This is a genomic window from Stutzerimonas sp. KH-1, from assembly GCF_054483855.1.
Genome location: NZ_CM137011.1, coordinates 3684744 through 3709895 on the forward strand (window position 1 = coordinate 3684744; position 25152 = coordinate 3709895).

Consider the following 25152-nt stretch of genomic DNA (forward strand, 5'->3'; position numbering starts at 1 on the left):
ATGGGAAAACGGGACGTTCCACGACCGTATCAGTGTGACCGAGGCATCCTTGAAGGCCCCCTGCTTCGCGCTGCGAAGCAGGGGGCCTTTCTTCTGCCTGATGGCAAGAGCTGAAGGCGTACGGACACGCCTGCAGCGTTGCCGACGAACGGCTACGCCATCTATCCGGCGCCACTAAATCGACACCATTAATGCCGATACAGTTCGGGAGCACCCACCGAGCAGCATTCCATTCGCCGTGGGCTGTCAGTAGTCGTTCAGGAGAACAGTGATGGTCTACAAGAAGCGTGTCGGACTTTTCCTATTTGCGCTGCTCGCGATCGGGGCAGAACCGCTTTCAGCCAAGCCCAACCCGGTGGCTGCTTCGCTGAAGGCGGGGCGGCCGTTCGTCGAGGGTGAATTGCTGGTGCAATTCAAGCCCGGCGCCTCGGAGACGGCGAAAAGTGCGGCGCTGAGCAGGCAGGGTGCAAAGGCCATGCAGAAGCTGCTGGCCAAGGCTGCACGTAAGGACGCCAAGGGTGATCTGGTGCAGGCACAGCTGGGCAAGGGCAAGAAGCTGGATGCCGCGTTGCTGGCCCGCCTGGCTGCCGATCCGGCCGTGGAGTTTGCCGAGCCCAACTGGATCTACCGCACCCAACTGGCCAATCCCAACGACCCTGGGCTCACTAGCCTGTGGGGCATGCAAGGCGCGACCACATCGCCAGCCGCACCTTACGGCAGTGGTGCGCTGGCTGCCTGGAATGCAGGTGTGGCGTGCTCCAGCCGCATTCACGTAGGGATCATCGACGAGGGCGTGATGACCACCCATGGTGATCTGCGCAGCAACATCTGGATAAACCCGGGCGAGGGCAGCCGCGCCGATCGCAAGGACAACGACCGCAACGGCTTCGTCGACGACATCCACGGTTGGGATTTCAATGCCAATAACGCCAGCGTCTACGACGGCGCGGCAGACGACCATGGCACCCATGTCGCCGGTACGGTCGCTGCGGTTGCCAATAACGGCGCCGGGGTATTCGGCGTCTGCCCGAGCGCGAAGCTCATCACGGCGAAGTTTCTCGGCGCCAACGGTGGCACCACGGCCGGTGCGGTAAAGGCCATCAATTACCTGACGCAGCTGAAACTGGCGAAAAGGATCAATCTGGTTGCAACCAACAATTCCTGGGGTGGTGGTGGCTATTCGCAGGCCCTGTATGACGCCATTCGTGCTGCCGGTAACGCCAATATCCTGTTCATTGCCGCGGCGGGAAACAGCGGGCTGGACATCGACACGACGCCAAGCTATCCGGCGAGCTACCAATTGCCGAACGTCATTGCCGTGGCTGCGATCGGCCAGAACGGCCAGCGCGCCAGTTTCTCGAACTCCGGTGTGAAGAGCGTGCATATCGCCGCGCCGGGTGTGAACGTCGTCTCGACCGTACCCACTGCCAGGGGTGGCGCCGGTTATGCCTACATGAGTGGCACCTCGATGGCGGCTCCGCATGTAACGGGTGCGGCAGCGCTGTACGTCTCGCTCAACCCCTGTGCCACCGCGGCGCAGACCCGTGAGGCACTGCTGCGCCTGGCGGTGCAGGACCCGCAGCTGACCGGTGTGGTGCAGCTCAACCGCCGTCTGGATGCCTCGAAGATTCGCCGTGAGCTGGCGTGCACTACACCCTGACATGCACTCACGTGGCCCAAGCGCGTCGCCGGCCGCATGGGTTCGCTCGCGCAGCCAGCGCTCAGCTGGCCAGGGCGGTCTGCGAGGCGGCCTCTGCGGCGGCGACCTTTTCCTCGGCGTAGCCGCGCGGATTGCGGCTCTGCCAGCGCCAGGCGTCGGCAAGCATGCTGGTCAGGTCCTTCTCGGCGCGCCAGCCGAGTTCCAGTTCGGCCTTGCTCGGGTCCGACCAGCACTGGGCGATGTCGCCGCGGCGGCGCGGCTTGATCACGTGGGGCAGCGGTCGGCCGGTAACTGCCTCGAAGGCGGTGATCATCTCGCGCACCGAATGGCCCTTGCCGGTGCCGAGGTTCCACGTGGAAACACCATGAATCAGCTGCAGTCGCTCCAGCGCTTTCAGGTGCCCCTTGGCCAGATCGACCACGTGGATGTAGTCGCGCACGCCGGTGCCATCGGGCGTCGGGTAGTCGTTGCCGTAGACGCTGAGCTGCTTACGCCGGCCCACCGCCACCTGCAGCATGTACGGCAGCAGGTTGTTCGGCACGCCGTTGGGATCTTCGCCGATCAGCCCGGACTCGTGGGCGCCGATGGGGTTGAAGTAGCGCAGCAATCCGATGGACCAGCGCGGGTCGGAGTCGCCCAGGCCCTTGAGCACGTTCTCGGCCATCAGCTTGGACTGGCCGTAGGGGTTGGTCGGCACGCCGGTGGGGCGGTCCTCGGTGATCGGCATTACCGGCGATTCGCCGTAGACCGTCGCCGATGAGCTGAATACCAGTCTGAACACGCCGGCCTCGGCCATCGCCTGGCACAGCGCGATGCTGCCGCCGACGTTGGTTTCGTAGTAGCGCAGCGGCTCGCGCACGCTTTCGCCAACCGCCTTGAGGCCGGCGAAGTGCATCACTGCGGTGATCGGGTAGGCAGCGAACAGCGCCTTGAGCAGCGAGCGATTGCGCACGTCGCCCCTGACGAACTGCAGCGGTCGCCCGGCGAGCTGCTCGACGCGGTCCAGAGCGGCCTGCGAGCTGTTGCACAGATTGTCCAGCACCAGCACTTCATGCCCGGCCTGCAGCAGTTCGAGCACCGCGTGTGAGCCGATGTAGCCGGCCCCTCCTGTTACCAGAATCATCTGTCTACCTCCGCATTCGCTGTCTTTTCGACACGCTCGGGACACTGCGGCTGGCCATGGCTGGCGCTGCATGAGTCTCCGTAATCTGGGATCGGCGAAACGGAACGGGACGGCGACGAGCTGCGCGCGCGGGTTCCGGTGCCGGTGTTAAGGCGTCCTGTTGATACGGACGGGGCAAGGTTCTGGCGAGTTCCATCCAGCTGCCGGACGGCCGACGGGTTGCGCTATCGGATGATTGGCGGGAACCCGAACCGCCGATTGCCGTCCACTACCGGCGGACGACGCGGGTTGCAGGCCATCTGACGGCTCGTAGTTGTGGCGCGATGACACGCCTTACGCAGGGCAGCGCGGGCATCGACGTGGCATGGTGAGAGGGCAGGAACGCCCGGGCACGGCTACCGAAACGAGGTGCTACATGAGTTGGGCCGGCCCGTTCCAGTACGACATCGGTAAATCCCGCAACGCGCAGCAGGCGCCGGCCGAAGTGGTCTTCGACGATCAGATCCCGACGCTGCTGTGCCTGTCGCACCTGCGCTGGAGCTTCGTCTACCAGCGCCCGCAACACCTGATGTCGCGTTTTGCCCGCGACTACAACGTGCTCTTCCATGAAGAGCCGATTGCCACCGAGGATGCCCAGCCCTGGCTGGAAGTACGCCCCGAGGAGAACGGCGTGCAGGTGCTTATTCCGCGCCTGCCGGCCGGTTGCGAGGGCGAGGATGCGACCCGCGTGCAGCGCCAGCTGCTCGACGATTACCTGGAAAAGCTCGGCGTGGGCGAGCTGATGCTCTGGTACTACACGCCGATGAGTCTGGCCTTCTCCGATCATCTGGCGCCGAGCCTGATCGTCTATGACTGCATGGACGAGCTCTCGGCGTTTCGTGGCGCGCCGCCGCAGCTGATCGAGCGCGAAGTGGAGCTGATGTGCCGCGCCAACCTGGTCTTCACCGGCGGCTACAGCCTCTACGAGGCCAAGCGCCAGCGCCACGACAATGCCCACCCGTTCCCCAGCAGCGTGGATGTCGAGCATTTCGCCGCTGCGCGCCGACCGCAGCACGACCCGGACGATCAGGCGGAAATTCCTCATCCGCGTCTCGGGTTCTACGGGGTGATCGACGAGCGCCTTGATCTCGAGCTGATCGAGCAGGTCGCGCGCATGCGGCCAGACTGGCAGATCGTGCTGATCGGCCCGGTGGTGAAGATCGACCCGGCCGAGCTGCCGCAGCGCGACAACATCCACTACCTGGGCGGCAAGACCTACGACGAGCTGCCGCAATACCTGTCCGGCTGGGACGTGGCGATCATGCCGTTCGCACTGAACGAGTCGACCCGCTTCATCAGCCCGACCAAAACCCCCGAATACCTCGCCGGGGGTTTCCCGGTGGTGTCCACGCCGATCACCGATGTGGTGCGCACCTACGGTGACACCGGGATCGTGCGCATCGCCGACAGCGCCGAGGCGTTCGTCGCTGCCACCGAAGCCGCCCTGGCCGATGCCGAAGACCGCGACGGTCTCTTGGCCAAGGCCGACGAGATCCTGGGCGACATGTCCTGGGATCACACCTGGAGCCTGATGAAGGAGAAGATGCAATGCGCGATATGAGCCCGCAGGACAGCAACCCGGAACGTCTCGGCGCAGGCGCGGGCGACCAGCCACAGGCGCGCAGACGCGGCTTCGACTACCTGATCGTCGGCGCCGGCTTTGCCGGCAGCGTGCTCGCCGAGCGCCTTGCCACGGGGCTGAACAAGCGCGTGCTGGTGGTGGACCGGCGTCCGCATATCGCCGGTAACGCCTACGACTACCACGACGAGTCCGGCGTGCTGATTCACCGCTACGGCCCGCACATCTTCCACACCAACGCCCAGCGCATCGTCGATTACCTCTCGCAGTTCACCGAGTGGCGCCCCTACGAACATCGCGTGCTGGCGCAGGTGGATGGCCAGGAAGTGCCGATCCCGATCAACATGACCACGCTGAACAGGCTCTATGGCCTGAACATGACCACCGAACAGGAAGCGGCCGACTTTCTCGCCAGCCGCGCCGAGCCGGTGGAGAACATTCAGACCAGCGAGGACGTGGTGATCAACGGCATCGGCCGTGAGCTGTACCAGAAGTTCTTCCGCGGCTACACCCGCAAGCAGTGGGGGCTGGACCCGTCGCAGCTGGACAAGTCGGTGACCTCGCGCATCCCCACGCGCACCAACACCGACGACCGCTACTTCACCGACACCTTCCAGCAGATGCCCAAGCATGGCTACACGAAGATGTTCGAGAAGATGCTGGCGCACCCCAACATCAAGGTCATGCTCAACACCGACTACCGCGAGATCCGCGACGAGGTGCAGTACGACCACCTGATCTTCTGCGGCCCGATCGACGAATACTTCGACTACCGCTTCGGCAAGCTGCCGTACCGCTCGCTGAAGTTCGAGCACAAGCAACTCGACCAGGAACAGTTCCAGGCCGTGGGGACGGTCAACTACCCCAGCGAGGACGTGCCCTACACACGCATCAGCGAGTACAAGCACCTCACCGGGCAGGTCCACCCGAAGACCAGCATCACCTACGAGTACCCCTCCGCCGAGGGCGATCCCTACTACCCGATCCCGCGGCCGGAGAACGCCGAGCTGTACAAGCGCTATCAGCAGCTGGCGGACGAAACGCCGAACGTGACCTTTGTCGGCCGCCTCGGCACCTACAAGTACTACAACATGGATCAGGTGGTAGGGCAGGCGCTGGCGCTGTACAAGCGCATCGAGGAAGCCGAGCACGCCAGCCAGCCGCAGGCGGTCGCCGGGCAACCTGGTTGAAGCGCAACGGTCGTTATGCAAGAGCCCGAGGCGCGTGCGCTCGGGCACGGGCCGCGCGGTTAACGCTGCGGTCGCTGGCGTCATCCAAGAGGTAAACGATGCACCACCCCTCTGTATTCAAGAGTTTCTTTCTCGGTGGTTTCGAGTGCTCGAACCATCGCCGCAGCGACGGCCGCCGGCTCGACCTGCTCGCCGCGACTGGCCACGACCGCTGGGCCGCGCACGACTACGCCGAACTGCACCGCCATGGCCTGCATGCCGTGCGCGACGGCCTGCGCTGGCATCTGATCGAGCGCCAGCCGGGGCAGTACGACTGGTCGAGCTTCCTGCCCATGCTGCAGGCCGCCCAGCGCCAGGGTACCCAGGTGATCTGGGACCTGTGTCATTACGGCTGGCCGGATGACATCGACATCTGGCGGCCGCAGTTCGTCGACCGCTTCGCCCGTTATGCCGCGGCGGTGGCGCAACTGGTCAAGGACGAGACCCACGATGTGCCGTTCTATGCACCGCTCAACGAGATTTCCTTTTGGGCCTGGGCCGGCGGTGACGAGGCCTACTTCAACCCCATGGCGCGCGGTCGCGGCTTCGAACTCAAGCACCAGCTGGTGCGCGCCACCATCGCCGCGATGCAGGCGATCCGCGCGGTCGAACCGCGGGCGCGTTTCGTCCAGGTCGACCCGGCCATCCATGTGATCGCCGGCAACGACCGGCCCGGCCCGCAGCGCGACGCCGAGCGTTTCCGCCAGTCACAGTTCGAGGCCTGGGACATGCTCTGCGGCGAGCAATGGCCGGGGCTCGGCGGCGCGCCGGAGTTTCTCGACATCATTGGCGTCAACTACTACTCGGACAACCAGTGGTACCACGGCGACGGCCGCACCATCGATCGCGACAGCCCGGATTACCGGCCGTTCAAGGGCATCCTGCGCGAGATCCACCAGCGCTACCAGCGCCCACTGCTGATCGCCGAGACCGGCGCCGAGGGCGACCTGCGCGGAGACTGGCTGCGTTACGTCAGCGAGCAGGCCGGCCTGGCGATGCAGACAGGGGTGCCAGTGGAAGGCATCTGCCTGTATCCGGTGCTGGACTACCCCGGCTGGGCGGACGAGCGGCACTGCCCTGTCGGGCTACTCGGCTTTCCTGACGAGAACGGCAAGCGCTGCGTGCACGAGGGCCTGGCCGACGAGCTGCGGCTGCAGCAGATGCGGTTCAGCCAGTCCAGCCCGGCCCCGCAATTCGCCGAAGCCACGCCGTGAACCAGGCGGCCGCCGTGCCTCGGGCCAAGCCCGGCGAGCTGCCGCTACCCAGCCGCCCGGTCGCTTTCCTCTGGCACTACATCTGTGCGCGGCCCTGGCATTTCGGCGGGCTGCTGGCGCTGATCATCGGCGCGGCCAGCTGCGCGGTGGCGGTGCAGTACGGCATGAAGCTGCTGGTCGACGCCATGGCGCAGGGCACGGCGGATCGCGCGTCGGCCAACGTCTGGTGGCCGTTGGGGCTGTTCATCGGCCTGATCGTCACCGAGAACGTGTTCTGGCGCCTCGGCGGCTGGCTCGGTTGTCGCACCGTGGTGGCCAGCGTGGTGGACATCCGCGTCGACCTGTTCAAGCACCTGACCGGCCACCCGATGCGCTATTTCACCGAGCATTTCGCCGGCTCGCTGGGCAATCGCATCTCCGCCCTGGGGGCCGCGGCCGGTTCGATCTATGGCGGGCTGGCGTGGAAGATCGTGCCGCCGATCGTCGACTTTCTCGGCGCCGTGGTGGTGCTGTTCACCGTCGGCTGGCAGATGGCGGTGGCGCTGATCGTCTTCGTCGCCATCGTCGCCGCGCTGATCACCGGCTTCGGTATCCGCGGCCGCGCCAAGCATCAGCGTTTCGCCGCGCAATCGGCGCGGGTCGGCGGCGAGCTGGTGGACGCGGTCTCCAACGTCTGGACGATCAAGGCCTTTTCCGCCCGCGACCGCGAGGCCGAACGCCTGGCCCATGAGATCGGCTACGAGGCCCGTGCCCAGCGACGCAGCTGGATGTACCTGGAAAAGGCCCGTGTGATGCACGACATCTGCCTGTCGGTGATGGCCGGCGGCATGCTGATCTGGGCGATCCAGTTGTGGATCGGCGGTTCGGTCACCGCCGGTGACGTGGTGCTGGTCAGCGCGTTGACCTTTCGTATCCTGCACGGCTCACGTGACCTGGCCCTGGCGCTGGTGGACGCCACCCAGCAGCTCGGCGCCATCGACGACACCCTGCGCATCATCGTCCAGCCCCACGGTCTGGAGGACACCGATACCCAGCTGATGCTCGCCGAAGGCGACATCACCTTCGAGCGCATCCGCTTCGCCTATCCGGGCCGCGGCGTGGTGTTCGAGGATCTCGACCTGCACATTCCGGCAGGGCAGAAGGTCGGCGTGGTGGGCTCGTCCGGGGCCGGCAAGTCGACCCTGATCAACCTGCTGCAGCGCCTCGACGACGTGCAGAGTGGCCGCATTCTGGTCGACGGCCAGGATATTCGCAGCGTCAGCCAGGACAGCCTGCGCGAAAAGATCGCCGTGGTCCCGCAGGAGACCGCGCTGTTCAACCGCAGCATCCGCGAGAACATCCGCTACGGGCGCCCGGACGCCAGCGATGAAGAGGTGGTCGAGGCGGCGCGCAGCGCCTTCTGCGACGGTTTCATCCGTGAACTGCCGCAGGGCTACGACACCCTGGTCGGCGAGCGCGGCGTGATGCTCTCCGGCGGCCAGCGCCAGCGCCTGGGTATCGCCCGGGCGTTCCTCAAGGACGCGCCGATTCTGATCCTCGACGAGGCGACCTCGGCGCTGGATACGCAGTCCGAAGGCGAGATTCAGGCCGCACTCAACCTGCTGGTGCACAACCGCACCGTGGTCGCGGTGGCGCACCGTCTGTCCACGCTGTCGAGCTTCGACCGCATCATCGTGCTGCGCGACGGCCGCATCGTCGAGGACGGCCCGCCACAGGAGCTGCGCCGCCGCGGCGGTGAGTTCGACGCGCTGTGGCGCATGCAGGCCGAAGGCTTCACCCAGGAACCCGGGCCGGCGATATGAAGCGTGCGGCGGTGTCTTCGCGCAGCCTGCGCTCGCTCGGCTACGACCCCGAGCAGCAGGTGCTGGAAGTGGAATTCAGCAGCGGCGCGCTGTACCGCTACGAAGAGGTCCCGCCCGCAGCGGTGCAGGCCTTGCTCGAAGCCGACTCGCTGGGGCGGCATTTCAACCAGGTATTCAAGCCGCAGCATTACCGCTACCAACGCATCGGGTGATCGTGCCGGAAGCGCGCGGACAAGCTGCGCGTCATCCACCCATCCCACCGGGGGCGATTCGCCGCCCGCCATCGGCGGATCGACCGTTCCGCTGAACTTCCGGGGCGCTCTGCGGGCCTCAATCAACAGGACGCGTCATTACCGAGCGGAGGCTCTTCAGACCAGAAGGGGATTGTTCAATGTCGGATCATCACACGTACAAGAAGATTGAAATCGTCGGCTCCTCGCGCAACAGCGTCGATGAGGCGATCCAGAACGGTATCGCCGAGGCGTCCAAGTCTCTGCAGAACGTCGAGTGGTTCGAGGTCGGTGAAATCCGCGGTCATGTCGAGAACGGCAAGGTCGGGCATTTCCAGGTCACCATGAAGGTCGGCTTCCGCCTCAAGAACAGCTGATCGCCACGCGCGCGGCCGCCGTTCAGTCGGCGACTGCGCGGCTGCGTTCGTAGCGACGCAGCAGCGGCTGGGTGCTGAGTCCGTGCAGCACGATGCTCAGCGCCACCACCGATAGCACCAGGCCGATAATGGTCTGCGCTTCGTCCGGCAGCAGGCCGTGGGTCACTGCGTAGCTCAGGTAGTACAGGCTGCCGATGCCACGGATGCCAAACCAGCCGGCGGTTAGGCACTGGGCGCGGTCGAGGTAGCGCCGCGGCATCAGCAGCATCACGCTCAACGGCCGAATCAGCAGGAATAGCGCCAGGCCGAGCGGAACCGCACGCCAGTCCCAGTGCACCGAGACCAGCACCCCGAGCATGGTCACCAGCAACACTTCCAGGCTGCGTTCCAGCTGTCCGCCGAATGCCAGTACGTCACCCATCAGCACGCCGGCGGCGACCCGTGGTTGTCCCAGCTGTCGGTCATCCAGCGACAGCGCGCGAGGGGCCAGGCCGCCTTCGGCGAGGTGCGGGACGGCGTCGTTGATCAGCTCCTCGGATGGCGTCTCGGAGCGTCCGGCGGCGGCGATTTCCGCGTGACGCAGACCGAGACCGGCGGCGAACACCGCGAGAAAGCCCCAGGCACCAGCCAGTTCGGCGCCGACATAGGCCAGGGCAATCAGCGCCAGGGCCAGCGAGTCGTTGGGCGACATGGTGGTATCGGTGTGGCGTGCGCGCAGGTAGATGGCCACGCGGCCGACCAGCTTGCCCAGCAGAAAGCCGATCAGCAGCCCCGCCGGCACCGCCCACAGCAGCCGGTGCAGCGCCCACTCGCTGACCCAATCGGCCTCCAGTTGGCCCTGGGCGATGAGCATCAGGCCGAACACCACGAAGGGAAACGCGGTGCCATCGTTGAAGCCCGCCTCGCCGGACAGGCCGTAGCGCAGGCGGTCGCTGTCACGGGCATCGTTGACCTGCACCAGGCTCGCCAGCACCGGATCGGTGGGTGCCAGGATCGCCCCGATCAGCACCGCGACACCCCAGCTCAGACCGAACAGGTAGTGGCAGAGCAGGGTGACGCCGCCGATGCAGGCGAGCATCACCGGCCCGGCCAGTACATAGGCGCTCTTCCATGCCGGATGCCGTAGCGGCATGCGCAGTTTGAGTCCGCTGACGAACAGCGAGACCAGCACGGCGACCTCGGTGAGGTGTTCCATCCAGCCGGCTATATGCAGGAATTCCATCTCCCACAGGCCGATGCCGAGCTGGCCGATGAGCACGCCGAAACCGAGGTAGATCAGGGACGTGGTGATTGGCAGCCAGCGCAGGAAGGCCGAAGCGAGGGCGAGGATCAGCAGCAGGACGCCGAGTACGGCCATCCATTCGAGAAAATTCATGCGTGTTCCGATGGCGGGGCGCGGTGTTGCGCCCAGGGGTGTATGCCATTGGAACGGTGGCCGGCGGCAGGGTTCGCCGGCAGTGCCGCGTGAGGCCGCCGCCGGTCAGGGCAGCGGCCGGCTATCTACTGGCGCAGCTCGGCGACGATCTCGAAGGCGCGATGGCGGTCGGCGGTTTCGTAGAGGTCGCAGGTAAAGATCAGCTCGTCGGCCTGGGTCTGCTCCAGCAGCACGTCGAGACGCGCGCGAACCTTCTCCGGGCCGCCGATCAGTGCCAGGCCGAGGAAGTCGCCCACGGCCTGCTGCTCATGCGGCAGCCACAGGCCCTGCATGCTCTGCACCGGCGGGCGCAGCACCAGGCTCTGTCCGCGGATCAGCGAGAGAATGCGCTGGTAGACGCTGGTCACCAGATACTCGGCCTGCTCGTCGCTGTCGGCGGCGATCAGCGGCACGCCGAGCATCACGTAGGGCGTGTCGAGCACCGCCGAAGGCTTGAAGTTTTCTCGGTAGAGCTTGATCGCCTGATGCATGTAGCGCGGCGCGAAGTGCGAGGCGAAGGCGTAGGGCAGTCCCTTGGCCGCGGCCAGCTGGGCACTGAACAGGCTGGAGCCGAGCAGCCAGATCGGTATGTTGCTGTTCACTCCCGGCATGGCGATGACGCGCTGATTGGGCTGGCGCGGACCGAGCAGCAACTCCAGCTCCTCGACGTCCTGGGGGAAGTCGTCGGCGCTGCCCATGCGGTCGCGGCGCAGTGCATGGGCGGTGAACTGATCGGCGCCGGGGGCGCGACCGAGCCCGAGGTCGATGCGGCCCGGATAGAGCGCTTCCAGCGTGCCGAACTGTTCGGCGATCACCAGCGGCGCGTGGTTCGGCAGCATCACCCCGCCGGCGCCGAGGCGGATGCGCGTGGTGTTGGCGGCCAGGTAGCCGATCAGCACCGCGGTGGCGGCGCTGGCGATGCCGTCCATGTTGTGGTGTTCGGCCACCCAGAAGCGCTGGAAGCCGAGCCCCTCGACGTGACGCGCCAGGGCCAGGGCATTGTGCAGCGCCTGTGCCGGCGTGCCGTCATCGCGGATCGGCGCCAGGTCGAGAGCGGAGAAGCGGGTGTTTGCAATGCGGGACATTGTTTACCTCATGACGTAAGGCGGTCGGGTGCGAGCGGGCTCAGTGGCAATGCTCGGCCTTGGCCTCGACCAGCACGTTGCGCTGTTCGTCGCGCAACCAGCCTTGCGGGGTGAAACCCAGCGAGCGGGCCTGGAACAGGTAGCGCTGGCCGGGTTGGAAGTCGTTGTAGCGGATCACAAGGGTGCAGCGAATGGTGTGGGTTTCGCCGAACAGGCCGAAGTCGCCCCCTGTCACTTCGAATTCGTAGCGCGCCTCGAGTTCATGGGCGCCCGGCGGGACCTGGAAATAACGGCCGTCGGGGGTGCGTTTGCCGTCCAGCTGGTCGGACATGAAGATATCGCTGGGCTGCGCGGTCATGTCGACCCGGGCCATGTTCGGGTCGGGTTGCGGCAATGGCCCGGCGCAGCCGGCCAGGGCGAGAAGGGCGGGCAGGACGAGGGGGAGTGCGCGACGCATGGCTGGATCCTCGGCGAATGGCGGGGTGAGACGCGCTGCGCCTCACCGATGCTGCGAGGGTGCGCCAGATGACGGCGCATTTCAACGCGGACTCAGCGGCCGGCGAGGTCGCCGCAGCCCTTTTCCTCGGCGCGGGCCAGCACGTACTGGTGCTGGTCGTAGAGCTTGGCCCAGGGACGGAAGCCATAGCCGCCGGCCACCAGGCGATAACGCGCCCCGGCAGTGAACTTGTCGTATTCCAGAGTCAGCTTGCAGTCGCGAGGCAGCGGGTTGCTGCCGGGGCCGACGTTGGCGCCATTGACCTCGAAGCGGTAGCGCATCTCCAGCTTGCGGCTGCCGGGCGGGACCTGGAAATAGCGATCGTCCTCCAGCGTCTTGCCGTCCACGGCGACCGCCTGCAGCTGGGTCTCGCCGTTCGGGTTGAGCTCGACCCAGGCCTGCTCGGGATCGGGCTTGGGCATCCACATGGAGCAGCCGGCCAGGCTGGCGAGCAGGGTGACGAGAAGGAAACCGCGCATGTACAAGGCTCCAGCCGGTAATCAGAGGCCGGCAAGGGTTCGATTGAGGACGTGATGGCTGCCGCAGGTTGCAATCGGCAGCACGGCCTTTGTAGGGTGCGCTACGCACGCCGGCGCCAGTCCGACCACCGAGCGGTAACCCGATGCCCAAGCCCAACGCCGCCTCCATCGACAGCCTCAGCCTGCGCTGGGTTCCCCTGCTGCTTGCCGTCTGTCTGAATGGTTGCAGTTATTACGGCCAGCTCGCCGCCGGCCAGTTGGAGCTGCTGCACCAGCGCGAACCCATCGAGGCGCTGATCGCCGATGACTCGCGCGATGCGGCATTGCGCCAACGGCTGGGCGAGGTACTGCAGGCTCGCCGCTTCGGCAGTCAGGCGCTGGCTCTGCCGGACAACGACAGCTATCGGCTCTACGCGGAACTCGGCCGACCTTATGTGGTGTGGAATCTGTTCGCCACCGAGGAATTTTCGGTCAAGCCGCTGGAGCACTGTTTTCCCATCGCCGGCTGCGTCGCCTATCGCGGCTATTTCCGCCAGGGTGCCGCCCGCGGCGAGGCAGCGCGGCTACAGCTGAGGGGGCTGGATACCCATGTGGCGGGTGTCGAAGCCTATTCCACGCTGGGCTGGTTCGCCGATCCGCTGCTCAGCTCAATGCTGCGACGCAACGACGAGCAGCTGGCGGCGCTGATCTTCCACGAGCTGGCCCATCAGCAGCTCTATCTTCCCGGCGACACCGCCTTCAACGAGTCCTACGCCACCTTTGTCGAGCGCGAGGGCCTGCGCCAGTGGCGGGCGCATCGCGGCTTGCCGCAGCGGGATGAACAGGCGCGGGTACGCTATCGACAACTGGTTGAGCTGCTACTCGAGACGCGCCAGCGTCTCGACCGGCTGTATGCCTCGGGTCGCTCGCCAGGCGAGATGCGCGCGCTGAAGCAGGCCGAGTTCGCGACGCTGCGTCAGCGCTATCGACATCTGCGCGACAGCCAGTGGAGCGGCGATAGGCGCTTCGATCGCTGGTTCGCCCAGCCGCTGAATAACGCCACGCTCTTGCCGTTCGGCCTGTACGACCGCTGGGTGCCGGCATTTGCCGCGTTGTTCGAGCGGTGCGGGCGGGGCTGGGCGCGCTTTCACCAGGCGGTCGCAGCGCTAACGGAACTGCCTGCCGACGAGCGGGAAGCCAGACTTTCAAAACTGGCCAACTGAACAAGCGAAACGGCGCGGCCTGTTGCCGCGGGCGTTACGTGCTGTTATGGCTCTTGCGTCGAAAATCCCCGATCTGCCGTTCATCGGCTGCGATACACCTGTCCGCTGAACGGTGCGAATCGTTTTCCGAACCCTCCGGTCCTCTTTACTAGGTCGCCGATTCCATACGGCGGCGATCCCCTCATGCCTGATACCCACGACAACGGAGGCTCCATGGAGACCATTTCCGGAATTCTTGATAACAAAGGCACGCCACTGGAGAAGCAGAAGTTCACATGGAAGGAAATGGCCGGCAAGCCAATCAGCAAACTCGATGACGATGCGTTTACCCGTGTGCGCATCATCCTCATGAACGGCGTCGAGACCGACGCCCTGCGCCTCAAGCACGGCATTGCGCGCTTCAACAAGGAGCTGCGCCTGCCGCTGGCCGAGATCCGCCGCGTCGAGCAACACCAGGCAACCATGGTCAACTGGCTGATCGGCGCCGACCACTCGCCGCTGGAAACCACCGTCGCCTACGAACAGGTGGCCATCGAGGTGACCGCCGCCGTGGCGCAGAACGAGCCCGACCCTTACCAGGCGCAGACCTATCGCTTCGGCCTGCTGGAAGACTTCGATCACCTGTACCGCTACTCGGCGATGCTCGATCGCCTCGAGGGCAAGGATGCCAACAACATCCTGCAGGGCTATACCGACATCGTGCCCGGGCGGAAAACATCGGAGCACCATCGTCATCCGGAAAACGACATCCGCGACAACTACGAGAAGAACTCCGCCGCGCTCATCACCAAGATCCACGCGGCGCTGATCACCGGCGCGGAATACCAGACCCACGACTACTACATGAACATCGGCCCGCTGTTCGCCGACCCGCTGGCGCGCCAGCTGTATGCCGAGATCGCCTCGGTGGAAGAGCAGCACGTGACCCAGTACGGCGCGCTCTCCGACCCCAGCGAAAGCCATATGGAGAAGTGGCTGGTGCACGAGGCGATGGAAGTCTACATGTACGCCAGCTGCGCCGAGCAGGAGACCAATCCGCGCATCAAGGCCATGTGGGAGCGCTTCCTCGACTATGAGCTGGGCCACCTCAATGTCGCCTGCGAATGGTTCAAGAAGCTCGAAGGCCGCGACCCGGCCGAGGTCCTCGCCGGCCCGCTGCCGAAGATGGTCGAGTTCAAGAGCCAGCGCGATTTCGTGCGCCAGGTGCTGGCCGCCGAGGTCAACCTGCGTACCGCCGGCCCCGCCTACGTGGACAAGGGCAAGGAGCCGCAGTCCTCGCTCGATTACCGCAACCACCTCGCCTCGGAAGGGCTCGCCTCGGACATCGTCTCGGCGGGTTACCAGTGGGCGCCGGGTGGCGAACTGATGCGCAAGGCTTCCTGAGGAGACGAACATGGCTACTGCAGCGAAAGTAGGTACCAATTACACCGGCGTGCAGATGTCCCCGAAGGACACCAAGCGCCTGCTCGACGCTGTCAACGACATCCACCCGGACGTGCCGGGCGATGAGCGCGGCATGCTGGTCGAGCGCACCGAACGGGCCGCCGAGGCCGACCGCATCGGCTCCGTGCCGGTGCCGGGTTCGGCCAAGGGCATGCTCAAGACCGGCTTCGACATGATGCGTGGCAAGAGCCCCGAGGTGTTTCTCGACAAGCTGGGCGAACGCCTGGCCTACGAGCGCAACGGGGTACGCCTCTACGAGGCGATGATCGCCAAGGTCAAGGCGCTCGACACGCCGGACACCGCCTTGGTCGACACGCTCACGCATATCCGCAACGAGGAGCACGAGCACATGATGCTGGTGCACCAGGCGATCGAAACCCTCGGCGCCGACCCGACCGCGCAGACCCCTTGTGCCGATGTCGTCGGGGCCATGGCCCTGGGTATCGTCAACGTGCTGACCGACCCGCGGACCAACGTCGACCAGTGCCTGAATGCGCTTCTGACCGTGGAGCTGGCCGACAATGCGGCCTGGGAACTGCTGATCGAGCTGGCGCAGGCGGCGGGCCATCCGAACATTGCCGATAGCTTTACGAAGGCCAAGACCCAGGAAGACGACCATCTGGTGAAGATCAAGACGCTGATGCGGCGGGATCTGATCATGCAGACCAAGTAATAGCGTGCGAGTGGGACGCTTTGGCGCACACCATCGAAAGGGTGTGCGTCTTTTTTTGGGCGCGGAAAGGTTGATGCGGAGTTAGGGGCATTATCGGCTTTTTGTAGTGGCCGATTTCCGAGCTGCTTGGGAGCTTGGTTTCGCCCTGCTGGGCGACTCACTTTTTTCAGTCGCGAAAAAAGTAAGCAAAAACGCTTTGCCCCTGCCATCCGGGTCTCGCTGCGCTCGACTTCCCTCGTTCCATCGTCGCTCCGGGGGCCGGCGTACAAGGGCCATCCATGGCCCTTTACGCCTCTCGCGGCATCCATGCCGCTCGCTCCCCTCCGCAACGATTCCACTCGGCCTCCTGAAAGGGGCGAATGGCATCGCCTGATAGCGTGTGCACAGGAAACCAAGTAAAGCGGACGATGGTGGCCACGCTCCTGCCTGAGCATGCCGTAGAGATGTTCGCGCCCTTGATGCAAGTACGAGGGATGAGCCCGCGCTTATGAACGTGGAGCTTTGGAGCCAAGTGAACATCTGAACGCCGGGTAAATCGGTCTATCTGTTCATCTTGCACAGCCTACCAGGCGACTCCAAACGCCCCTTCAGGAGGGTGAACGGAGCCGTCGCGCAGAGGGGCGAGCCGCAGGGATGCGGCGAGAGCCGTAAAGGGCCATGGATGGCCCTTGTACGGCGACCCTCGGAGCGGCGGCGTAGTGAGCGAACCCGGAGCGAAGCGCAGGGCCGGATGCAGGGGCAAAGCGTTTTTGGTTACTTTTTCGGCGTTTGGAAAAAGTGACTCGCCCAGCAGGGCGAAACCAAGCCTTCAGGCAACTCGCCAACAGCCATGAAGCAAAGACGTTCATCCAACGCACCCAGCCTGCTAGCCCGAAGACAACAGATAACAAAGAAAAAGGGGTGCCGCCTGCGCGAACACCCCTCCTCAACGATCACCGGCCAGCCGGTCAATCGTTCCCGACACTCGCCGCTTGCACGGTACAGCCCCAGACTTCCAGCGCCGGCTGGTCCGCTTGTGGCGGGCCGAGCCATTCGCTCATCGCGTGGCAACGCTGGTCAAAACACAGTTGGTAATCCCCTGCCTCGGGGGTTCGCCCCAGGCGCAGGAGTGGCAACGCTGGCATCTGGCGCTGGTAGTGCCAGGCCCCGTCACGCAGTTCGGCGTCATCCGGAATTTCCATCCCGGCACCAGAACCCTTGACCCGCGCTTCGCCGAGCAGCAGCCCGTCCGGCGTCACGCGGTAATCCTCTTCCCAGCGGATCTTCTCGATCGTGTGGTTCCACGCCAGGGTGAAGGCGGGGGTGGGCACTTCGGCCCACACCACGCCTGCCAGCCCCAGGCACAGACCGATCATGCGGCCGCCAGACGCTCGGCGCGGCGGGCGCGCCAGATGTGCTGCGCGAGGAAGATCGCGCCGAGGGCGAAGCCGATCTCGTCACTCATCGGTGTGGCGAGGATCATCGCCGCACCGGCGACGAAGCCCAGCAACTTCTCCCACAGTGCCATGGGTCGCTGCAGGTAGCCGGTGAACACCGCGCCCCACAGGCCGATGGCGAAGGCCGCCTTGAACAGCATGTACAGCGTGGCCGCCCAGTCACCGCCCTGCATCATCAGCGCCGGGTTGTACACCGCCATGAACGGCACGATGAAACCGGCGATGGCGATGCGAATGGCCCACATGCTGATCTTCAGGCCCTTCTCCTTGGCGATCGGCGCGGCGGCGAAGCAGGCCAGCGCCACCGGCGGGGTGAGGTCGGCCATGATGCCGAAGTAGAAGACGAACATGTGCGAGACGATCAGCGGCACGCCGAGGTCGAGCAGCGCGGGCGCGGCGATCGAGCTGGTGATGATGTAGTTGGGAATGGTCGGGATGCCCATGCCCAGCACCAGGCAGGTCAGCATGGTCAGCAGCAGCGAGAGGAACAGGTTGTTCTCGCCGACGGCCAGGATGTAGCCGGCGAAGGTCGAGGCCACGCCAGTCAGCGAAACGATGCCGATGATCACTCCGACCAGGGCGCAGGCGATACCCACCGGCACCGCATGGCGCGCGCCTTCGACCAGCGCGTGCAGGCAGATCACCAGGGTGTCGCGGCCGCCCTTGATGAACCAGCAGACCACCACCAGCGCGGCGATGACCGCGAAGATCACCCCGATGCCGAGCTGGAAGAAGCCGGCGCAGAGCAGGCCGAGGGCGATCCAGAAGGCGATGCGCAGGCCGAACGACGACACCTTGAGGATAATCGCCGAACCGAGGATGACGATCGCCGTCAGCGCCAGGCCGATGGTGCCGGCGAACATCGGCGTGCGTCCGGAGAACAGCAGCCAGACCAGCACCAGCAGCGGAATCAGCAGGTACCAGCGTTCCTTGACCGCAGCCCAGGCACTCGGGCACTCGTCTTTCGGCAGGCCCTTGAGGCCGGCGCGCTTGGCTTCCAGATGGACCATCCAGAACACCGAGCCGAAGTACAGCAGCGCGGGGATCAGCGCGGCCTTAGCGATCTCGACGAAGGGCACGTTGATGGTCTCGGCCATGATGAATGCCACCGCGCCCATCACCGGCGGCATGATCTGGCTGCCCATCGAGGAAGTGGCCTCGACGCCGCCGGCGAAGGCCGGGCGATAGCCGAAGCGCTTCATCAGCGGAATGGTGAACTGGCCGGTGGTGACCACGTTGGCCACGCCGGAACCGGTGATGGTGCCCATCAATGCCGAGGACACCACCGACACCTTGGCCGGGCCGCCCAGCTTGTGGCCGAACAGGCCCATGGCGAAGTCGGTGAACAGCTTGATCATGCCCGCCTGCTCGAGGAACGAGCCGAACAGGATGAACAGGAAGATGTAGGTCGCCGAAACGTAGGTTGGCGTGCCGTACAGGCCTTCGGTGCCGAACGACAGCTGGTTGACGATCTGGTCCAGGTAATAGCCGCGGTGCGCGAGATCACCGGGCAGGTATTCGCCGAGCAGGCCGTAGGCGAGGAACAGCCCGCAGATGATCGGCAGGGCGATGCCCATCACCCGGCGGGCGGCCTCGAAGACCAGCACAATCAGCGTCAGGCCGACCACCATGTCGGTGGTGGTCATGTCGCCGGAGCGCTGGATCAGGTCCGCCTCGAAATACCACTGGTAGATGAAGGTGGCGAAACCGGCCAGGCCAAGTACCCAGGCCACGGGCTGGAACGGCTTGCCGTTGCCGCGGGCCGGGTAGCAGAGGAACACCAGCAGCAACAGGAAGCCGACGTGACCGGCGCGCAGCACCTGGCTGGACACCGGGTGAAAGGCGGCGGTGACGATCTGATAGATGGAGAACAGCAGGGCGACGTAGAACAGCGCCCTCGGCCATTCGCTGGGGCTGGCGTGCAGCCCTTGGCTTTCGCTCATGGAATCACTCTCTCACTGCAAGGTGGGGGCCTGTAGAAGCAGGCTTGCCAACGAGGCAACGCGGGCAAGCCTGCTGCTACAAGGATGCGGGCTGGAGCAGGCCGCAGGGCCCGCTCCGCCCGTCTGTCAGCGCTGGGTTACTTGAGAACCCCGGCTTCCTTGTAGAAGCGCTCGGCGCCCGGGTGCAGCGGGATCGGCAGGTTCTTGGTGGCGTTTTCCAGCTTGATGTCCTTGGCGGCGGAGTGGGCGTTGCCCAGGGCCGACAGGTTGTCGAACATCAGCTTGGTCATCTGGTAGGCCACTTCGTCGGAGACCTTCTCATGGCTGACCAGGATGTTGGTGATGGCCACGGTCGGCACATCGGCATCCTGACCGTCGTAGGTGCCGGCCGGAATCACGCCGGCCTGATAGGCGTCGCTCTCGATCTTCTCGACCACGGCGGCCGGAATCTCGACGAAGGTCACCGGCATGGTGCTGGCCAGGTCGCGGATGGCGGCCATGCCCAGGCCCGAGGACTGCAGGGTGGCGTCCAGCTGGCGGTTCTTGATCAGCTCGACCGACTCGGCGTAGGGCAGGAACTCGACGCGGCCCATGTCCTCGTAGCTCAGGCCGGCGGCCTTGAAGATCGCGCGGGCGTTCAGCTCGGTGCCGGACTTCGGCGCGCCGACGGAGATGCGCTTGCCCTTGAGGTCTTCCAGAGTCTTGATGCCGGACTCTTCGCTGGCAACGATCTGGATGTAGTTGTTGTAGGTACCGGCGATGGCGCGCAGGCGCTTGAGCGGAGCCTTGAAGCCGGCGTCCTCGACACCGTTCCAGGCGTCGGCCACCGAGTCACCCAGGGAGAAGGCCAGTTCGCCACGGCCGGCCTGCAGCAGGTTGAGGTTTTCCACCGAAGCCTTGGTGGCCTGCACGGAAGTCTTGGCGCCATCGATCTTGTTGTACTGCTGCGACAGGGCCACGCCGATCGGGTAGTACACACCGCTGGTGCCGCCGGTGAGGATGTTGATGAAGGTCGGCGCAGCGACGGCCGCGGTGCTGGCGGTGAAGGCCGCAGCGGCAGCGAGCAGGCCCAGGCGTTTGGTCAGTCTCATGGTGGATCTCCGTTTCGTTTTTATTGGTTGACGCAGCATGTTGACGATAGACGATGCCGCGTTCGAGAACGCGCCAGACGAGCAAGCAGAGGGGCGATGACACCGGGGAGTCCGGAGGGATGGATATCGCTGGCAGCTCTTCTTGTCGTTGGAATCGCATCGAGCAGATTGCTAGTAGCAGAAGCCGTGCCAGGCACGCATAGCCCCTGCTACAAGGGCTGCTGCCTGCATGGACAGGGGTGATAGGCAAAAATCCGCCTATGCGATGAGAGGTCTCGGCAAGAAACCGCTTATCGGGGCGGAAGTGAGCGCGAAACTTGCCTGGCGCGTGGGCTTCGAATGCAGACGAATCGTTCGATGGAGGGCTCGCCATGAGTGCGGAAATCAGCGCCAAGGATCTGGGCATCGACATGAGTGACGGTGAGCACGCGCTGTTCAAGTGGTTTCTCGCCAGCTTTCTGTTCGGCAAGCGCATCCAGCAGGACATCGCCGCCGAGGCGTATCGCGTGATCGTCGACAAGCACAAGCGCGATACGCCGCGCAAACTGGGCAACTGCAGCTGGCAGCAACTGGTGGACATGCTCGGTGAAGGACACTACGTACGCTACGACGAGTCCACCGCCGAGCGGCTGCTCAAGCTCTGCGAGAAGCTCAACCAGGAATATGGCGGCAAGCTCGGGCGCATCCATGAACTCAGCGAGAACCGCAAGGACCTGGAACGGCGGCTGGCGGAATTCGAGGGGATCGGGCCGAAGACCGTGGAAATCTTCATGCGCGAGGCCGCCAGGGTCTGGTACTGAGCGCGCCGGACGGCACTTGCGTAGCGCGGGCGAAGGGTTAGAGTGGCGCCATCGCAACGCCGAAGTCCGCCATGCGCATCGTTCTGCTCGTCCTTAGTCTGTTCCTGCCCATCGCCGCCAGCGCCGCGCCGGCGCCCTATTACCAATGGCAGAGCAAAGTCGACGGCACCATCATTTGCCGCCAGACCTCACCGGGCGAGGGTTGGCAGAAACTCGACGGCCGCCCGTTCCGTGACCTCAACTGCAGCATGCCGGCCGCGCGGGTCGAACGCCCGAGCAGCGTGCCGGGTTTCCGCCCGCAGCCGGGGCGCTAGCCGGCGTCAGCCCGGAATCCGCTCCATGCTTCATGGCCGTAGGGTGGAAAACCGCAAAGCGTTTTCCACGCGTCGGAGGCCCTGCCCGAGGTTTCGCCATGCAACGGACCCATGGTGGATAAGCTTCGCGTTATCCACCCTACGCTCCCATCGCCATCGCCATCGCCATCGCCATCGCCATCGCCATCGCCATCGGTAGGGTGGAAAACCGCGCAGCGTTTTCCACGCGTTGCCAGAGGCTGCTCGGTATTTCGTCGCTCCTCGCCGGTGGTGGTGGCAAGCTGCGCTAGAGCGTCATCCCGTCGTACGCCAGGCACACGTTGTCCGGCAGTTCCCGCGACGCCTGCATGAACCAGGCATCCAGCTCATGGCCGATATGGGTCAGCACGGCTTGCGCCGGCTGCAGGTCGTCGATGCTCTGCAGCGCACGGGTCAGGTCGTTGTGGTTGCGCGGTGGCGCGTCGCGCGGCGGTGTTGAGCAGTCCAGCACCAGCACATCCAGCGCGGTGTCCTGCAGCAGTTCGCGCGTGCTGTCCGGCAGGCCGACGGTGTCGGTGAGGTAGGCGATACGGCGCCCGTGACCTTCCAGCAGGTAGCCGAAGGTGGGTCTCGAGTGCACCAGTGGCAGCGCCGTGACCCGCAGCGTGCCGAGCATGCGTTGTTCGAAGGCGGCGAACGGCTCGCTGAAATCGAGGATGCCGGGATGCTTGTAGAGGTCGGCGAGGCCTTCGGGATCGTCCGGGCCGTGCACCGGGATGCGCAGTCCCACGCCCCAGCGCAGTTGCAGCAGGCCCTGGGCATGGTCGGCGTGGTAATGGGTCTGCAGGATGCCGTTGAAGCTGCCCGGTGCGAAGCGCTCACAGAGGTCCGGCAGGCCGCTGTCGAGCAACCAACGCTGGTCGCCGCAGTCCACCAGTGCCGAACAGGCACGGCGGCGGCGACTCGGGTCGAGCTGCGCGGCGCGGCAGGCCGGACAGGCGCAGTTGTACACCGGCACCTGCGCGGCGCCGCCGGTGCCCAGCAGGGTCAGCCGCATTGGCGGTGCTCGTCGAGCAGCTGCAGCAGGCGCTCGACGCTGCGCTCCAGCGAGGCGGAATTGTCCAGGCGGATGTAGTCGTCCAGTTCGCCACTGAACAGCGCATTGCGTGCCAGGCGCGCCTCGATCTGCTCGGGCGTTTCCCGGCCACGGGTCAGCAGGCGCTCGCGCAGCACGTCCTGCTCGACGCTCAGCAGCACCGCCAGCAGGTTCGGATAGCGCCGCCGCGCCTCGGGCAGATAGCCGCGCGAGCCGTTGACCAGCACATCCTCGCCGGCCGTCAGCCAGTCGTCGATCTCGGCAGGGATGCCGTAGGCCAGCCCGTTGGCGCGCCAGCTGAGGGCGAAGGCCTGCTCGGCCTCCAGGCACTCGAACTGCTCTGGACTCACCGCCTGCGCGGCCTCGCCGATGGCTTCTGCCGAGCGGGTGATGACCCGCCGGGCGATGCGCACGCCACGCTCGGCGAGCGCTGCGCGTGCGGCGTCGAGCAGACTGTCCTTGCCGGCCCCGGAGGGGCCGATCAGGTAAATCAAGCGGCCTTTCATGGGGTTACTCCCGATCATCGAAGCCAGCGCAGTGGCAGGCAGTATAGAGCCAGCCGCGCTACCTGCTGGCGCCTTGTCAGCTTTATCGGAGTGCGCCATCAGAACACCCGCCGGCCCTGGCGCCAGACCTGGCCGATCACCGGCTGGCCCTTGTGCACCTGCGCCTGGACCAGGTCGGCGCGCAGCCCGACGGCGATCTCGCCGCGATCATCCAGCCCGGCCGCGCGTGCCGGCGCCAGGCTGACGGTGGCGATGGCGCGCGGCAGGTCGTAGCCGTTGTCCTGCTCTGCCAGGCCCAGCGCGGCCTGCAGCAGGCTGGCCGGGTAGTAGTCGCTGGAGAGGATGTCCAGCACGCCACGCCGGGCCAGATCGGCAGCGGCGATATTGCCCGAGTGCGAGCCGCCACGGACGATGTTCGGCGCGCCCATCAGCACCTTCAGCCCGCGCGCGTGGCTGGCCTCGGCGGCTTCGAAGGTGGTCGGGAATTCGGCGATGGCCATGCCGTAGCCGGCCGATTCCTCGACATGATCGAGCGTCGCATCGTCGTGGCTGGCCAGCGCCAGGTCGCGGCTGCGGCAGATGTCGACGATGGCGGCGCGCTGCTGGTCGCTGTGCCGCGCCGAGTTGGCCAGCTGCTCGCTGACGAAGGCATCCATCTCCGCGGGACTCAGGTGGTACTTGCCCATGTAGTACTCGCGGTACTTCTCCATGCGCGCGAACTGGCGCTGGCCCGGCGCGTGGTCCATCACCGAGACCAGCTGCACCAGCGGCTGCTCGACCAGCTCGCGGAACAGCTCCAGGCATTGCGGATGGCTGACTTCGCAGCGCAGGTGCAGGCGGTGTTCGGCGCGGGTCTGCCCGGCCGCCTCGGCCTCGGCGATGGCCTCGAGCATTACGCCGAGCTGCTGCATGCGCTTGCCCTTGGGATTGATGTCGCCGATCGACAGCGCATCGAACACCGTGGTGATGCCGGCGGCGACGATCTGCGCGTCATGGGTCAGCACCGCCGAGGCGGACGGCCAGTCCACGCCGGGACGCGGGCTCATGTGCTTTTCCAGGTTGTCGGTGTGCAGTTCCACCAGCCCCGGCAGCAGCAGGTCGCCGCCCAGGTCCTGGGCCTGTTGCAGGTTGCTGGCGCCTTCGCTGATGTCGGCGATCAGGCCGTCGCGGATCAGCAGGCTGCCATGGATCACCTGATCGGCCAGCACCAGGCGGGCGTTGCTGAGTATCTGTTCAGCTGGCATGGGCCAGGTCCTCCTGCGTCATGTCCAGATAGCGGTCGGCGACTGCCTCGCGGATCGCGCGGTCATGGAAGATGCCGATCAGCGCGCTGCCGGCGGTCTTGGCTTCGTCGATCAGTTCCAGCACCACGCGGGCGTTGGCTTCGTCCAGCGAGGCGGTGGGTTCGTCGAGCAGCATCACCGGCCAGCCCACCATGAAGCCGCGCGCCAGGTTGACCCGCTGCTGCTCGCCGCCGGAAAAGGTCCCGGGGGCCAGCTGCCAGAGCCGTTCGGGAATGTTCAGCCGGGTCAGCAGCGCCTTGGCCCGCGCCTCGGCATCGACACGCGTCCAGCCGCGCGCCAGCGCCGGTTCCATCACCACCTCGAGCGCCGGCACCCGCGGGATCACCCGCAGGAACTGGCTGACGTAGCCCAGCGTCTGCCGGCGCACCGCGAGTACCTGGCGCGGTTCGGCGCCGACCAGCTCCAGCCAGTCGCCGGCGTGGCGGATACGGATGCTGCCGCCGGCCGGCAGGTAGTTGCCGTACAGCGTGCGCAGCAGGGTCGACTTGCCGGCACCCGACTGGCCGTGCAGCACCAGGCATTCGCCGGCGGCGACGGTGAAGTTCAGCCCGCGCAGCACCTGCAGGCGGACGCCGTGCTGCTGGTGCAGGGTGAAGGTCTTGGCGAGGTCACGGACCTCGATCAGGTTCGTCATGACG

Annotated in this window: 24 protein-coding genes; 12 read left to right on the forward strand and 12 right to left on the reverse strand. The window is 65.7% G+C overall.

What is annotated here, in order from left to right; all coding sequences use genetic code 11:
• Window positions 1-271: 271 nt before the first annotated feature.
• Window positions 272-1660 carry a S8 family peptidase gene (locus tag ACX1DW_RS17740; protein WP_458992024.1) on the forward strand — a complete coding sequence of 463 codons (1389 nt, stop codon included), beginning with the start codon at window positions 272-274 and terminating at the stop codon, window positions 1658-1660.
• Between the two features lie 61 nt (window positions 1661-1721).
• On the opposite strand, the gene galE is transcribed toward ACX1DW_RS17740, so the two are convergent.
• Window positions 1722-2783, reverse strand: a complete 1062-nt coding sequence (galE, locus tag ACX1DW_RS17745) for a UDP-glucose 4-epimerase GalE (protein ID WP_458992025.1) — start codon at window positions 2781-2783, stop codon at window positions 1722-1724.
• Window positions 2784-3198: 415 nt separating this feature from the next.
• On the opposite strand from galE, the gene ACX1DW_RS17750 reads away from it, so the two are divergent.
• From ACX1DW_RS17750 to ACX1DW_RS17775, 6 genes are all read left to right on the forward strand, one after another.
• On the forward strand, window positions 3199-4383 hold the full coding sequence (locus ACX1DW_RS17750; protein ID WP_458992026.1) for a glycosyltransferase family 1 protein: 1185 nt from the start codon (window positions 3199-3201) through the stop codon (window positions 4381-4383).
• Window positions 4371-5591: a UDP-galactopyranose mutase gene (gene glf / locus ACX1DW_RS17755; RefSeq protein WP_267931545.1), complete on the forward strand. Its 1221-nt coding sequence runs from the start codon at window positions 4371-4373 to the stop codon at window positions 5589-5591. Before ACX1DW_RS17750 ends, glf begins: the two co-directional genes overlap by 13 nt.
• A 98-nt stretch (window positions 5592-5689) precedes the next feature.
• Window positions 5690-6844 carry a glycoside hydrolase family 1 protein gene (locus tag ACX1DW_RS17760; RefSeq protein WP_458992027.1) on the forward strand — a complete coding sequence of 385 codons (1155 nt, stop codon included), beginning with the start codon at window positions 5690-5692 and terminating at the stop codon, window positions 6842-6844.
• Window positions 6841-8646: an ABC transporter ATP-binding protein gene (locus ACX1DW_RS17765; RefSeq protein ID WP_458992028.1), complete on the forward strand. Its 1806-nt coding sequence runs from the start codon at window positions 6841-6843 to the stop codon at window positions 8644-8646. Before ACX1DW_RS17760 ends, ACX1DW_RS17765 begins: the two co-directional genes overlap by 4 nt.
• On the forward strand, window positions 8643-8858 hold the full coding sequence (locus ACX1DW_RS17770) for a KTSC domain-containing protein (protein WP_458992029.1): 216 nt from the start codon (window positions 8643-8645) through the stop codon (window positions 8856-8858). The genes ACX1DW_RS17765 and ACX1DW_RS17770 overlap by 4 nt, the downstream gene beginning before the upstream one ends.
• A 179-nt stretch (window positions 8859-9037) precedes the next feature.
• Window positions 9038-9253, forward strand: a complete 216-nt coding sequence (locus ACX1DW_RS17775) for a dodecin (protein ID WP_458992030.1) — start codon at window positions 9038-9040, stop codon at window positions 9251-9253.
• A 22-nt stretch (window positions 9254-9275) separates the two neighbouring features.
• Here the strand turns inward: ACX1DW_RS17775 and ACX1DW_RS17780 are convergent, their stop codons facing one another.
• From ACX1DW_RS17780 to ACX1DW_RS17795, 4 genes are all read right to left on the reverse strand, one after another.
• Window positions 9276-10628, reverse strand: a complete 1353-nt coding sequence (locus ACX1DW_RS17780; protein ID WP_458992031.1) for a cation:proton antiporter — start codon at window positions 10626-10628, stop codon at window positions 9276-9278.
• Window positions 10629-10753: 125 nt separating this feature from the next.
• Window positions 10754-11752: an LLM class flavin-dependent oxidoreductase gene (locus tag ACX1DW_RS17785; RefSeq protein WP_458992032.1), complete on the reverse strand. Its 999-nt coding sequence runs from the start codon at window positions 11750-11752 to the stop codon at window positions 10754-10756.
• A gap of 40 nt (window positions 11753-11792) precedes the next feature.
• Window positions 11793-12209, reverse strand: coding sequence for a PA0061/PA0062 family lipoprotein (locus tag ACX1DW_RS17790; protein WP_458992033.1), 417 nt, complete (start codon window positions 12207-12209; stop codon window positions 11793-11795).
• Window positions 12210-12301: 92 nt separating this feature from the next.
• Window positions 12302-12727 (reverse strand): PA0061/PA0062 family lipoprotein, encoded by a 426-nt coding sequence (locus ACX1DW_RS17795; protein WP_019405990.1) that lies wholly within the window; start codon window positions 12725-12727, stop codon window positions 12302-12304.
• Between the two features lie 143 nt (window positions 12728-12870).
• Here ACX1DW_RS17795 and ACX1DW_RS17800 point away from each other — a divergent pair, with 143 nt between their 5' ends.
• From ACX1DW_RS17800 to ACX1DW_RS17810, 3 genes are all read left to right on the forward strand, one after another.
• Window positions 12871-13929 carry an aminopeptidase gene (locus ACX1DW_RS17800; RefSeq protein ID WP_458992034.1) on the forward strand — a complete coding sequence of 353 codons (1059 nt, stop codon included), beginning with the start codon at window positions 12871-12873 and terminating at the stop codon, window positions 13927-13929.
• 213 nt (window positions 13930-14142) lie between these two features.
• Entirely contained in the window at window positions 14143-15312 is a 1170-nt protein-coding gene (locus ACX1DW_RS17805) for a hypothetical protein (RefSeq protein ID WP_267931541.1), read from the forward strand.
• A gap of 10 nt (window positions 15313-15322) precedes the next feature.
• On the forward strand, window positions 15323-16045 hold the full coding sequence (locus tag ACX1DW_RS17810) for a ferritin-like domain-containing protein (RefSeq protein WP_267931540.1): 723 nt from the start codon (window positions 15323-15325) through the stop codon (window positions 16043-16045).
• A gap of 947 nt (window positions 16046-16992) precedes the next feature.
• Here the strand turns inward: ACX1DW_RS17810 and ACX1DW_RS17815 are convergent.
• From ACX1DW_RS17815 to ACX1DW_RS17825, 3 genes are all read right to left on the reverse strand, one after another.
• Complete coding sequence (locus ACX1DW_RS17815; protein ID WP_267931539.1) at window positions 16993-17400, reverse strand: DUF1850 domain-containing protein; 408 nt, start codon at window positions 17398-17400, stop codon at window positions 16993-16995.
• Window positions 17397-19424, reverse strand: a complete 2028-nt coding sequence (locus tag ACX1DW_RS17820) for a TRAP transporter permease (protein WP_267931538.1) — start codon at window positions 19422-19424, stop codon at window positions 17397-17399. Before ACX1DW_RS17820 ends, ACX1DW_RS17815 begins: the two co-directional genes overlap by 4 nt.
• 137 nt (window positions 19425-19561) lie before the next feature.
• A complete protein-coding gene (locus ACX1DW_RS17825; RefSeq protein ID WP_011915125.1) occupies window positions 19562-20515 on the reverse strand; it encodes a TAXI family TRAP transporter solute-binding subunit in 954 nt (317 codons plus the stop codon).
• A 371-nt stretch (window positions 20516-20886) separates the two neighbouring features.
• Here ACX1DW_RS17825 and ACX1DW_RS17830 point away from each other — a divergent pair, with 371 nt between their 5' ends.
• Both ACX1DW_RS17830 and ACX1DW_RS17835 read left to right on the forward strand, forming a co-directional pair.
• Complete coding sequence (locus ACX1DW_RS17830) at window positions 20887-21315, forward strand: DNA methylase (RefSeq protein WP_017244205.1); 429 nt, start codon at window positions 20887-20889, stop codon at window positions 21313-21315.
• A 71-nt stretch (window positions 21316-21386) separates the two neighbouring features.
• Window positions 21387-21629, forward strand: a complete 243-nt coding sequence (locus ACX1DW_RS17835; RefSeq protein ID WP_063540180.1) for a hypothetical protein — start codon at window positions 21387-21389, stop codon at window positions 21627-21629.
• Between the two features lie 286 nt (window positions 21630-21915).
• Here the strand turns inward: ACX1DW_RS17835 and phnP are convergent, their stop codons facing one another.
• The 4 genes from phnP to phnL all read right to left on the reverse strand — a co-directional run bounded on the left by phnP (window position 21916) and on the right by phnL (window position 25148).
• Window positions 21916-22665: a phosphonate metabolism protein PhnP gene (gene phnP / locus ACX1DW_RS17840; RefSeq protein ID WP_458992035.1), complete on the reverse strand. Its 750-nt coding sequence runs from the start codon at window positions 22663-22665 to the stop codon at window positions 21916-21918.
• Window positions 22656-23210, reverse strand: coding sequence for a phosphonate metabolism protein/1,5-bisphosphokinase (PRPP-forming) PhnN (phnN, locus tag ACX1DW_RS17845; protein ID WP_458992036.1), 555 nt, complete (start codon window positions 23208-23210; stop codon window positions 22656-22658). Before phnN ends, phnP begins: the two co-directional genes overlap by 10 nt.
• A gap of 98 nt (window positions 23211-23308) precedes the next feature.
• Entirely contained in the window at window positions 23309-24454 is a 1146-nt protein-coding gene (locus ACX1DW_RS17850; RefSeq protein WP_458992037.1) for an alpha-D-ribose 1-methylphosphonate 5-triphosphate diphosphatase, read from the reverse strand.
• Window positions 24444-25148, reverse strand: a complete 705-nt coding sequence (gene phnL / locus ACX1DW_RS17855) for a phosphonate C-P lyase system protein PhnL (protein ID WP_458992038.1) — start codon at window positions 25146-25148, stop codon at window positions 24444-24446. Before phnL ends, ACX1DW_RS17850 begins: the two co-directional genes overlap by 11 nt.
• Window positions 25149-25152 lie beyond the last annotated feature (4 nt).

What these genes read in the sequence shown, in the direction of transcription:
- ACX1DW_RS17740 (WP_458992024.1), top strand. Translation starts at nt 272, where the DNA reads ATGGTCTACAAGAAGCGTGTCGGACTTTTCCTATTTGCGCTGCTCGCG.
- galE (WP_458992025.1), bottom strand. Translation starts at nt 2,783, where the DNA reads ATGATTCTGGTAACAGGAGGGGCCGGCTACATCGGCTCACACGCGGTG.
- ACX1DW_RS17750 (WP_458992026.1), top strand. Translation starts at nt 3,199, where the DNA reads ATGAGTTGGGCCGGCCCGTTCCAGTACGACATCGGTAAATCCCGCAAC.
- glf (WP_267931545.1), top strand. Translation starts at nt 4,371, where the DNA reads ATGCGCGATATGAGCCCGCAGGACAGCAACCCGGAACGTCTCGGCGCA.
- ACX1DW_RS17760 (WP_458992027.1), top strand. Translation starts at nt 5,690, where the DNA reads ATGCACCACCCCTCTGTATTCAAGAGTTTCTTTCTCGGTGGTTTCGAG.
- ACX1DW_RS17770 (WP_458992029.1), top strand. Translation starts at nt 8,643, where the DNA reads ATGAAGCGTGCGGCGGTGTCTTCGCGCAGCCTGCGCTCGCTCGGCTAC.
- ACX1DW_RS17775 (WP_458992030.1), top strand. Translation starts at nt 9,038, where the DNA reads ATGTCGGATCATCACACGTACAAGAAGATTGAAATCGTCGGCTCCTCG.
- ACX1DW_RS17780 (WP_458992031.1), bottom strand. Translation starts at nt 10,628, where the DNA reads ATGAATTTTCTCGAATGGATGGCCGTACTCGGCGTCCTGCTGCTGATC.
- ACX1DW_RS17785 (WP_458992032.1), bottom strand. Translation starts at nt 11,752, where the DNA reads ATGTCCCGCATTGCAAACACCCGCTTCTCCGCTCTCGACCTGGCGCCG.
- ACX1DW_RS17790 (WP_458992033.1), bottom strand. Translation starts at nt 12,209, where the DNA reads ATGCGTCGCGCACTCCCCCTCGTCCTGCCCGCCCTTCTCGCCCTGGCC.
- ACX1DW_RS17795 (WP_019405990.1), bottom strand. Translation starts at nt 12,727, where the DNA reads ATGCGCGGTTTCCTTCTCGTCACCCTGCTCGCCAGCCTGGCCGGCTGC.
- ACX1DW_RS17800 (WP_458992034.1), top strand. Translation starts at nt 12,871, where the DNA reads ATGCCCAAGCCCAACGCCGCCTCCATCGACAGCCTCAGCCTGCGCTGG.
- ACX1DW_RS17805 (WP_267931541.1), top strand. Translation starts at nt 14,143, where the DNA reads ATGGAGACCATTTCCGGAATTCTTGATAACAAAGGCACGCCACTGGAG.
- ACX1DW_RS17810 (WP_267931540.1), top strand. Translation starts at nt 15,323, where the DNA reads ATGGCTACTGCAGCGAAAGTAGGTACCAATTACACCGGCGTGCAGATG.
- ACX1DW_RS17815 (WP_267931539.1), bottom strand. Translation starts at nt 17,400, where the DNA reads ATGATCGGTCTGTGCCTGGGGCTGGCAGGCGTGGTGTGGGCCGAAGTG.
- ACX1DW_RS17820 (WP_267931538.1), bottom strand. Translation starts at nt 19,424, where the DNA reads ATGAGCGAAAGCCAAGGGCTGCACGCCAGCCCCAGCGAATGGCCGAGG.
- ACX1DW_RS17825 (WP_011915125.1), bottom strand. Translation starts at nt 20,515, where the DNA reads ATGAGACTGACCAAACGCCTGGGCCTGCTCGCTGCCGCTGCGGCCTTC.
- ACX1DW_RS17830 (WP_017244205.1), top strand. Translation starts at nt 20,887, where the DNA reads ATGAGTGCGGAAATCAGCGCCAAGGATCTGGGCATCGACATGAGTGAC.
- ACX1DW_RS17835 (WP_063540180.1), top strand. Translation starts at nt 21,387, where the DNA reads ATGCGCATCGTTCTGCTCGTCCTTAGTCTGTTCCTGCCCATCGCCGCC.
- phnP (WP_458992035.1), bottom strand. Translation starts at nt 22,665, where the DNA reads ATGCGGCTGACCCTGCTGGGCACCGGCGGCGCCGCGCAGGTGCCGGTG.
- phnN (WP_458992036.1), bottom strand. Translation starts at nt 23,210, where the DNA reads ATGAAAGGCCGCTTGATTTACCTGATCGGCCCCTCCGGGGCCGGCAAG.
- ACX1DW_RS17850 (WP_458992037.1), bottom strand. Translation starts at nt 24,454, where the DNA reads ATGCCAGCTGAACAGATACTCAGCAACGCCCGCCTGGTGCTGGCCGAT.
- phnL (WP_458992038.1), bottom strand. Translation starts at nt 25,148, where the DNA reads ATGACGAACCTGATCGAGGTCCGTGACCTCGCCAAGACCTTCACCCTG.